The 9,469-nt window shown below is 60.4% G+C and carries 6 protein-coding genes and 3 pseudogenes; 8 read left to right on the top strand and 1 reads right to left on the bottom strand.

Translation table 11 applies throughout. From position 1 onward, the window contains the following. Nucleotides 1–180 precede the first annotated feature (180 nt). Entirely contained in the window at nt 181–537 is a 357-nt protein-coding gene (locus A2J01_RS37485; protein WP_082654954.1) for a transposase, read from the top strand. A 46-nt stretch (nt 538–583) separates the two neighbouring features. On the opposite strand, the gene A2J01_RS37490 is transcribed toward A2J01_RS37485, so the two are convergent. Continuing rightward, nucleotides 584–655: a helix-turn-helix domain-containing protein gene (locus A2J01_RS37490; protein WP_408990032.1), complete on the bottom strand. Its 72-nt coding sequence runs from the start codon at nt 653–655 to the stop codon at nt 584–586. Between the two features lie 40 nt (nt 656–695). On the opposite strand from A2J01_RS37490, the gene A2J01_RS24285 reads away from it, so the two are divergent. From A2J01_RS24285 to A2J01_RS35390, 7 genes and pseudogenes are all read left to right on the top strand, one after another. Next, nucleotides 696–2,321 carry a hydantoinase/oxoprolinase family protein gene (locus tag A2J01_RS24285; protein WP_231915895.1) on the top strand — a complete coding sequence of 542 codons (1,626 nt, stop codon included), beginning with the start codon at nt 696–698 and terminating at the stop codon, nt 2,319–2,321. 65 nt (nt 2,322–2,386) lie between these two features. Next, nucleotides 2,387–2,823, top strand: a pseudogene (locus tag A2J01_RS24290) (acetone carboxylase subunit gamma). 22 nt (nt 2,824–2,845) lie between these two features. After that, a complete protein-coding gene (locus tag A2J01_RS24295; protein WP_064113769.1) occupies nt 2,846–4,972 on the top strand; it encodes a hydantoinase/oxoprolinase family protein in 2,127 nt (708 codons plus the stop codon). 48 nt (nt 4,973–5,020) lie between these two features. Then, nucleotides 5,021–7,348: a hydantoinase B/oxoprolinase family protein gene (locus A2J01_RS24300; protein WP_064113770.1), complete on the top strand. Its 2,328-nt coding sequence runs from the start codon at nt 5,021–5,023 to the stop codon at nt 7,346–7,348. A gap of 98 nt (nt 7,349–7,446) precedes the next feature. Beyond that, entirely contained in the window at nt 7,447–8,256 is an 810-nt protein-coding gene (locus tag A2J01_RS24305) for a hypothetical protein (protein WP_042926486.1), read from the top strand. 647 nt (nt 8,257–8,903) lie between these two features. Beyond that, nucleotides 8,904–9,164, top strand: a pseudogene (locus tag A2J01_RS37005) (DDE-type integrase/transposase/recombinase); the annotation flags it as partial. 200 nt (nt 9,165–9,364) lie between these two features. Beyond that, nucleotides 9,365–9,469: pseudogene (locus A2J01_RS35390) on the top strand (PDDEXK nuclease domain-containing protein); the annotation flags it as partial.

Consider the following 9,469-nt stretch of genomic DNA (forward strand, 5'->3'; position numbering starts at 1 on the left):
AACTTCCCGGCTCTGTCCACGGTCCGGCATGTGGTCTACGACCAGTCCGGTCACCTCGACAGGGTGCGAGCCTTTGGGTGCGGACGAGCACAAGCGGAAACACGTTCGCGGGCAGGGTAATCCGAGCTTCGTGACCGTGATCGTGATCAGGCGTTTCGGGACCGGGTGAAGGTCGTCTCGATGGACGAGTTCACAGGCTACCACTCCGCCGCGAAGGACGTATTACCGCAGGCCAAGAGGGTGATGGACCCGTTCCATGTCGTGCACCTCGCCGCCGAGACACACCGTGTGCCGGCAGCGGATCCAGCAGGTCACACTCGGGCATCGTGGCCGGTCCGGCAACCCCGGGTGTACGCCATCAAAAGGGCGCTGCTGACCCGCGCGACGTCAAGCAGAAAGCGCGACGCGAGGCAGTGTTCACCGACGAGGAACACATCGATGTCGCGGTCACCGAACGCACATTCCGACACATGCGATCGGGTGATCATCTATGCCCACAACCGCACTATGCCCCGCAACAGAAGTCGCACCGACTGAATCAGCACATCGGTGCATTCAGGCTTAATGCCACAGGTGTTTCGTTTCATATCTTATAGATTTTCATTTTTCGATACAGCGATGATCGAGCAATTCCGAGGCTCTTTGCTGTACGCATTCTGTTTCCATCATTCTCTTCCAGGCTTTTTACTATAGCCTTGCGCACCGACGCAGAGTCTGCATCACTCTTAGACGACCTTGTCGGTCCCCGCACCTCGCTGGTCTCGGACGAGCTCGATGCCGACGCCTTGACCACGACATTGGTCGCGGAGATCAACAGGTTGACGACAGCGGGTGCGGAACGGCTGATCCTCGCGGCGAAGACCAAAGGCCGTGAGGCGCTGTTCAAACGGATCATTCTCGAGAGCTTCCCGAGACATCTCCTCGGGTCAGTCCCCGTTCTCTTCAGCTGGGAATTCGCCTCCGACGAACTTCGATCACGCCGAATCTGGTCCGGCATCATCAACTCGTTCCTCCACCCCACCGTAGAACGCTTCCTCTACAGCGCCGAACGACGCCTACGCACCTACAAGATCAAGAACCCGCTCCTCATCTACCGCAATGACGGGGCGTCCTCGCGGGTCGCGAAGTCCGTGGCACTCAAGACCTATTCTTCCGGACCTCGCGGAGGGCTCGAAGGCACACGCGCACTTGCCCAAGCGTACGAGCTTCCCCATGTGCTCATGATCGACGTAGGCGGAACTACCACCGATGTAGGGACGGTGAAGAACTATGCCATCGCCACCGAACGCCGGGGTCATATCGCCGGTGTTCCTGTCTCGTACGAGCTCAGTGACGTTCACTCCACAGGAGTCGGGGGCAGTTCCATCATTGCGGTAGAGAACGGCCGGATCGTAGTCAGCCCGGAAAGCGTCGGCGCGTCCCCCGGACCCGCATGCTTCGGTTTCGGCGGCAAGAAGGCCACCATCACCGACGTCAATTTGCTCTTGGGTGTTCTCGATCCCGACACCTACCTCGACGGTGAAATGTTTCTCGACGCCGAACGATCCCGCGCCGTGATCACTGAGAGCATCGCCGAGCCTCTGGGGCTCACTGTCGAAGAAGCCCTGCTCGAGATGGCATCGGCCTATGCGGCGAAGGTATCGGAATCGTTCGCCTCTTCCGTCGAAAGCGCTGAGACGACAACTGTGGCCGCGTTCGGCGGCGGCGGCCCGATGAGTGCGTGTGATGCCGCACGAATCGCCGGAGTGCGCCGGGTACTCGTCCCGAGACTGGCCGCGGTGTTCTCCGCGTACGGTATCAGTTTCTCCGACATCTCCCAGTCCTACGAAACCAACATCACCGACTGCACCCCTGAGCAAATCGACGCAGCGAGAAACGAATTACGTTCCCGCGCAACACGAGACATGTTCCAAGAAGGATACGACACCGCAGAGTGCTCGTTGGAGTGGACCTCTGTAGTCGAGGACGCGGATGGGATGGCGGCGCGCACCCAGTTCGAGCATGATCTCGATGTCAGTTCTACCGCGGGAAACACGACCATCCTCGCACTGAAAGTGACACGGGAACTCCCCCATTCGGTTGTCAAGGGCGGGTCTCCCAAGAAGAAGACGCCGGCGGTGTCGACGCTGGCGAGATCGGTCCGCACCTCCCCCACGCTGGTCGAGGAACTACCTGTCTATCTACTCGATCAGCAGATCGCAGGTGCGGTCGCATCCGGTCCGGCCATTGTCGAGGGGCAGTTTTTCACAGCTCAAGTCCCGACCGGCTGGAACCTGGAGGTCTCCAATTCCGGTGACCTCATCCTGACCGACACCGTGTAATCGGGCCCGGCGGTACCGCCCGAACGATCACATCGACATTTCTCGACACGAAGGTAACGAACATCATGCGTATCCCCATGACCGAATATCTTGCGATCGATCTCGACTCCGAGCGGTGGCTCTGCCGGGTCTGCCAGCACGACCTGGGCAATGCTCGGGGGAACTACAAAGAAGGCACTCTGGTCTACGACCGAGACCCCGCGAGATTCACCCCTCAATTCTCGATCCGGAGAAATACGAGTACACCTTCGCCCCGGATCCGTTGTTCTGCCGCATCCTCGAATTCTATTGCCCGGGGTGCGGTACGCAGATCGAAACCGAATACACCCCACCCGGACACCCACCGACCGTCGACATGATCTGGGACATCGACGCACTCAAGAAGCAGTGGGCCGACCGCGACGGCGATCCGGAAACACTGATCAACTACGGGCCCGGCGAGAACGCCATCTCCGAACCTCGCACTTCGCATTCGCACTCCCATTCACACGCTCAGCGCTGACCCCGGATCGAAGGAGACTTTCATGAAACGCATTTCTGTTGACATCGGTGGAACATTCAGCGACTGCTTCTTTGTCTGGGACGACATTTACGTCGAAGCGAAGGCGTTGACCACCCACCACAACCTGGCCCTCGGCTTCAACGAAGCACTCGATTTGGCATGCTCACGCGCCGGCGTCAGCCGCAGCGACGCCCTCCGCGAGGTCGACTCGGTCCGCTACGCCACCACCCTCGGCACCAACGCACTCATCGAAGGCAAAGGCCCCAAGGTTGCCGCTCTGGTGACACACGGATTCGAAGACACGATCCACCTCTCCCGTGGCCGCGGCTACGGCGAGGGCCTCGACGGCATCAAACAAGGTGACATGGCAGACGCCCAACGACCGGATCCTCTAGTGCCGCGTCACCTGGTTCGATCCGTCAAGGAACGGGTCGACGCTGTCGGCGAGATCCTCGTTCCACTGATGGTCGACGATGTTCGTCAGCAGGTTCGCGAGTTGGTGGACAACGGCGCCGAAGCCATCGTCGTGGCGCTGACCAACGCCACCGAGAACTCCGCCCACGAGCAACAGATCCTCGAAATCATCCTTGATGAATACCCCACGCACCAGCTCGGCGCGATCCCCGTTCTGCTCAGCAGTCAGGTATCGGGCCGAAAAGGCGAATACGTGCGAGCAACATCGACGATTGTCGACGCCTTCCTCCACGAGACGATGTTCCACGCGCTCAACCAACTGTCGAGCAATCTGCGTGACTCCGGTTACGAGAAGCCGATGCTGGTCATTCACAACTCCGGCGGCATGGCCCAGCCGAACTCGACCGATGCACTCCAGACCATCCACTCAGGCCCGATCGCCGGAGTCGGTGGGGCACAACACCTGGCGGAAACCACCGGCATCGGTGACGTCGTCTCGATGGACATGGGAGGAACATCGTTCGACATCGGCCTGGTCCCCGAAGGCGGAGTTCGGCACTACGATTTCCAGCCGACCATCGGCCGCTGGCTGGTGTCGGTCCCGATGATCCACCTCAACACCCTCGGCGCCGGCGGCGGATCCATCGCTTCCTTCGACCGGATCCACAATTCGGTGAAGATCGGCCCCGAATCGGCAGGTTCGGACCCCGGCCCCGCCTGCTACGACCGCGGCGGCTTGCAGGTGACGGTCACCGACGCCGATTTGGTGCTCGGATACCTCGACCCCGAGAACTACGCCAACGGCTACATCGCGCTCAACAAGAAGCGCTCCACCTATGCGATCGACGAAAATCTCTCCGACGAACTCGACATGGACGCTGTCGACGTTGCGAAGGTCATCAAGCGCACCGTCGACGAGCAAATGGCCATCGGCATCGAGAAGGAACTGCGCTCACGTGGCGGTCTCGTCGAGGACTACACCATGCTCGCCTACGGCGGCAACGGCCCGCTGCACGCCTGCGGGATCGCGGCCAAGGCCGGAATCAGCAAGATCCTCTTCCCCCCGTTCGCATCAGTGTTCTCCGCCCTGGGCGCGGGCAACATGAAGCCCCTCCACATCCACGAACGGAGCGCGTACATCGTGCTCTACGAACCTCGCGAGCGAACCATCTACGACCAGTACGAACAGCTCAACACCTACATCGGCGAGCTCGAAGCCAAAGGCGCCGAGGACCTAGTCCGTCAGGGCTACAACCGCAGCGACGTCAAGTACCGACTCGAGATGGACATGCGTTACGGCAACCAGTTGGTCACCACCGCAGTCTCTTTCGACATCAACCGAGTCAACGGTGTCGCCGATGTGCTGTACCTGATCAAAACGTTCGCCGAAATCTTCGGCCAACGGTACGGCGAAGGCACCCAGGCCCCCGAAGCCGGTGTCCGCGTACAGACCTTGCGCGTCGCCTCCTACATCGACGGCGACGTCGTCAAATTCGATTCCATCGACGCCGGCGGTGACCGCGCAACCCCGGCACCTGTGACCACCCGCAAAGTGCATTTCACCGACATCAGCGAACCTGTCCAGACCCCGGTCTACGACGAGAACGCCCTCCACCACGCGTACGTGATCGCCGGCCCCGCCATCGTGACGACAGAAAGCACCACTTACCTGGTCGAACCGGGCTGGCGACTCGAGCCGACCGTGCAAGGCGCCGTCTGGCTCCTCAAAGACTGACGAGCAGTCGAATCAACCACAGTTTTTTCTAAGGAGCCTGAAAGCATCATGACGATTTTAGACAACGGCACCGGGCCATCCGCCGACCGCGACGGGACCCAGCAACTCAGCGAGCAAGAGCAGCAGTGGGTCGACAAGTTCATGGACGAGACCACCCTCTTCCTCGGACCCGACCCCGACATCATGCGTCATCACCAGATCGCGCCGCGCACAGCGCACGAAAGCTATTGCATGACATCGGATACCGATCCGATCGAAGCCGACCGCATCCGCAAACGCCTCGCAGGCGCACTGGACGAGGCCTTCGAGATGTGCGAAAGCATGGGCGCGGCCCCCGGCGCGAAATGGGCGGATCTCTCCGTCGCCGTCTACACAGCCGAAGGCGATGTCAGCTACCTTTCCAACCGCGGCGTCATCGCCTTCTCCGCAGTGTTGCACCACCCGATTCGCTACATCATGAAGAACTGGAAAGACGAACCGACAGTCGGGATCCGGCCCGGAGACGGCTTCTTCCACAACGATTCCCGGTTCGGCATGGTGCACAACACCGACCAATCGATGCTGGTACCCGTCATGCGAGACGACCGGATCATCGCCTGGGTAGGGGCCACCATCCACGAAGGTGAAAACGGTGCCTGCGAGCCCGGCGGCATGCCGTCCGGCTCCGAAACGCCCTTCGACGACGGGCTGCGCGCATCGCCGATCAAGATCGTCGAAGGCGGGCGACTGCGCCGCGATCTGTTGACGTTCCTCCAGCACTCGACACGTGACCCCAAACTGATGCTCGCCGACATCAAGGTCAAGATGGGCGCCGTCAGCAGAGTGATGGACACCGTCGACCGCCTCATCGACGAAGTCGGTGAAGAAGCATTCGTCTCTACTCTTCGCACCACCGTCGAGAACGTGGAAGCCGAGGTGCGGCGCCGTATTTCGGATCTTCCGGACGGAACCGTCACCTTCAACCAGTTCGTCGATTCGACCCTCAAAGAAAACATTCTGATCAAGTTCGCCTGCAAGATCACCATCAAGGGTGACACGATGACCGTCGACCTGACGGGTACCGGGCCGGAGATCCTCAACCGGGCGATCAACTCCCCCCTCGGCTCGACCAAATCGTTCATGACGCAGGCGATTCTGTCGTACTGGTGGCCGGACCTACCGCGCAGCACCGGTGCCCTCTCCCCCATCGAGGTCATTTCCGAGGAACACACCTGGGCAGACGCCGGATACGACGCACCCGTCGGACAGTCACTCCAAGCTTCGTTCCGCGGATTCTCTGCCCTACAGACCGCGTACGCGAAGCTGCAGTTCTCCTCGCCCACCAAGTACTCGAACGTGATCGCCCCCTGGTTCAACCAGATCAACGACTTTCTGTGGGGCGGAACCACGCAGCACAGTGAGCAGGTCGGCAACCTCTGTGCCGATCTGAACGGAATGGGCGGCGGCGCCAAGGCATTCCGAGACGGCGAAGACGGCGTCGCACCCCTGTTCTGCGCAATGGCCGACATCGCCGAGCAAGAGGTCATGGAAGAAGAGGTCCCGTTCCTGCAACTGGTCAGTAAGCGACTGGTCACAGACAATCAGGGCTTCGGAAAGTACCGAGGCGGCATGGGCTACGAAATGATTGTCGCTTCACGTGGCACCCCCAGTTGGGGATTCATGACCGTCACTTCCGGCTCGAAGTTTTCGTCGGTGAGCGGAATGTTCGGTGGCTACGGATGCCCCACCTATCCGTTGTCGATGGTCAAGAACATCAATATCTACGACATCATCCGCAAGGACCCGTCACAGTTCGACTTGTCGATCGAACGGGTGATGAACGAACAGCCCTACGAGGGCGGCAAATACCTGACCGGCCACATGGGGTTGCAGTTCGATGTCGCCAAGGAAGGCGAGCTGTACATGATCAGCCAAGGCTCCGGCGGCGGATACGGGGACATCCTCGAGCGAGATCCAGAACTGGTCATGGCTGACCTGCAGCTCGCGCGGATCTCGGACAAGGTGGCCGGCGAACTGTACGGCGTCGTCTACGAACCCGACACATTCGTCGTCCGCGAAGAAGAAACCACAGCGCTACGCGCACAAATGCGCCAGGACCGCTTGAAGCGAGGCAAGCCGTACAAGGAATTCGTAGCCGAATTCGTCAAGCCCGAACCTCCGAAAGAGTTGCTGTACTTCGGTTCCTGGGGCGATGACAACGACCAACTGGTTGCCACGCACTGGGGCAAGAGTGCGCCGGAGCGGGTAACCGCGCGGCTCGAGGATCTACCCCTCATCATGATTCCGGACCGTCGCGTGCTCAAGATCGAGGAGCTGAGCAAGCGGGTACGCGAGCTCGAGACCAAGTGCGGCGAGAAAGTCCAGCACAAGTCCTGACCCTGCCGATTTCGCGCGGTGATGCTCCGCTGACCCAACATCACGTCGGTGTGAGCATCACCGCGCGGTATCGCACCAATCTCTCGAGGAAGACCATCATGACCACCAGCCTTCTCACCGCAATCGCCTCACCACCCTCGGGCCGCGCCACAGCCCTCCTACTCGATCACCACGCGTACGCCCAATCGGTGTTTCTGCGCAACCGGCCCGCCCCCTGGGACGACCCCACCAGCTACGCCCGCTTCTTCAACCAAGCACAAGGTCTACTCAAACCCGACCTGGCCATCCTCGACCTGAACCACTTCTACACCCATCACCTCGAACAGAACCCCGCCCTGCGGGATTCAATGTCTCAGAAGAAACGAACCGGATATGCCCTGCGTACCATGCTCGCGGACAAGGGCCTCACCCGTAGCGTCATCGATCTTGCGCAAACACTGACAGCAATGGCGTCAGGACCAGTAGTCCTACAGATCCCCTCCCCCATGCAGTGGCTACGAGCCACACACCACTATTCGGGTTCTTCCGACATTGACAGCCTCGACGCCGACGACGCGGAAAACTCGTCAATGTACGTCGCCGATTGGCTCCGCGGCTTCGCAGCACTCCCATTCGCCGCGATACTCCTCGACGACCGACCGATAGACCCCTCCGCACCAACCACACCGGTCGGGTACGACGCCTACACCCCGATCACCAACATCACCGCGCACTACCGACTTATCGTCGGCATGCGCGACTCCCATGGGGTAACCCTCCATCAGCAGACCATCCGCGGAAGTGTCCTCCCCGAGAACTACTGGCGCGGAGAACAAACAACACTTCCTCCCTGCGACTTTCACATCACTCAGATCCCCGCCACCGCAGTACCCGAAGTAGTCCTCAATCAACTTGCCCAGCTCAAGTAACACAAACTCATCCGAACCAACCAACCCGACCCGAAATCGCAACGAGCGAGTCGTCAAGCCCCTTCAACAGGCATCAGCGCCACGCACCCTATGGGAACCGCATGAGCGTGCCGCTCGGATGAATAGCGGGTTGACACATTCATCCAGATACTCTCGATTGACCTCACGGAGGGTTCTCTGCATCTGCAAGATATTCGCGTACAGAGCCGACGCCGTCGGAGTGGGCACCCCGAACTCTTGGCGATATCCGTGAATGCCATACCCGCAGTAGGCCTCTCATACGCACGCTGCCGACGTGCAATCCGTTCGGCGAGCTTGTCCCGCTTGGCTTGCCTCTCGCGGCTTCCGCGGAATGACATTCTCCCGCTTAGCTTCCTGCCGTATCACTGCAAGATCGGGAATAGAACTGCATGCCAGTCACCATTCCAGCGGCAATTGGGCATCAGCTGCACATTGCTGCGAGCATCGTCACCTTGGCTGTGCTGGTGACCGCTGGGGTGGTGGGTGACTGTGATCACAGCCCAGAATTCGTCAGCCACGCCGTGTGACTGTATTACCGCTTCACGTTGAGCCTGCGTGATGTGGAGGAACTGATGTTCGAGCGCGGCGTCGTGGTCTCCCACCAGACGATCCGGCAGTGGTGCGCGATGTTCGGCCGGTCCTATGCCAATGAGCTGCGTCTCCGAAGGCCCCGCCCGGGCAACAAGTGGTACCTCGATGAAGTGTTCACCTCGAATCAACGGCGAGCAGAAGTATTTGTGGCGCGGGGTCGATCAGGACGGCCTGATAGCGACGCTATCGTCCAGTCGGGTCGAAACGCCACTGCTGCCAAGCGGTTCTTCCGCAAGGTACTCAAGGGTCTGCGGTACGTGCCGACGGTGCTCGTGACCGCCAAGCTGGCCAGCTACAAAGTGGCGTACCGCGAGATGCTGACCTCTGCCGAGCATCGCCGGTCGAAGTATTTTCAGCAATCGGGCCGAGAACTCGCGTCAGCCAATGCGACAATGGGAGCGCCGGGTGAAGAGAATCGCTTCAGCCGGGCAGGCGCAACGGTTCATGCTGGCTGTATTCGTCTAAGTGATCTCGCGGATGATGCGAGCGGTGTTACCGACAGTTGGTGCGTGACCCGTACGTCTTCGATTTTCTCGACATCACCGAACGTGTCGCGGAGCGGGAGCTGGAGTCCGCGCTGATGCGTCGGCTGGAGCAGTTC

Origin of the sequence: Rhodococcus sp. EPR-134 (assembly GCF_001647205.1) — a bacterium.
Classification (GTDB): Bacteria; Actinomycetota; Actinomycetes; order Mycobacteriales; family Mycobacteriaceae; genus Rhodococcus_F; species Rhodococcus_F qingshengii.

What these genes read in the sequence shown, in the direction of transcription:
- A2J01_RS37485 (WP_082654954.1), top strand. Translation starts at nt 181, where the DNA reads ATGGACGAGTTCACAGGCTACCACTCCGCCGCGAAGGACGTATTACCG.
- A2J01_RS24305 (WP_042926486.1), top strand. Translation starts at nt 7,447, where the DNA reads ATGACCACCAGCCTTCTCACCGCAATCGCCTCACCACCCTCGGGCCGC.
- A2J01_RS24295 (WP_064113769.1), top strand. Translation starts at nt 2,846, where the DNA reads ATGAAACGCATTTCTGTTGACATCGGTGGAACATTCAGCGACTGCTTC.
- A2J01_RS24300 (WP_064113770.1), top strand. Translation starts at nt 5,021, where the DNA reads ATGACGATTTTAGACAACGGCACCGGGCCATCCGCCGACCGCGACGGG.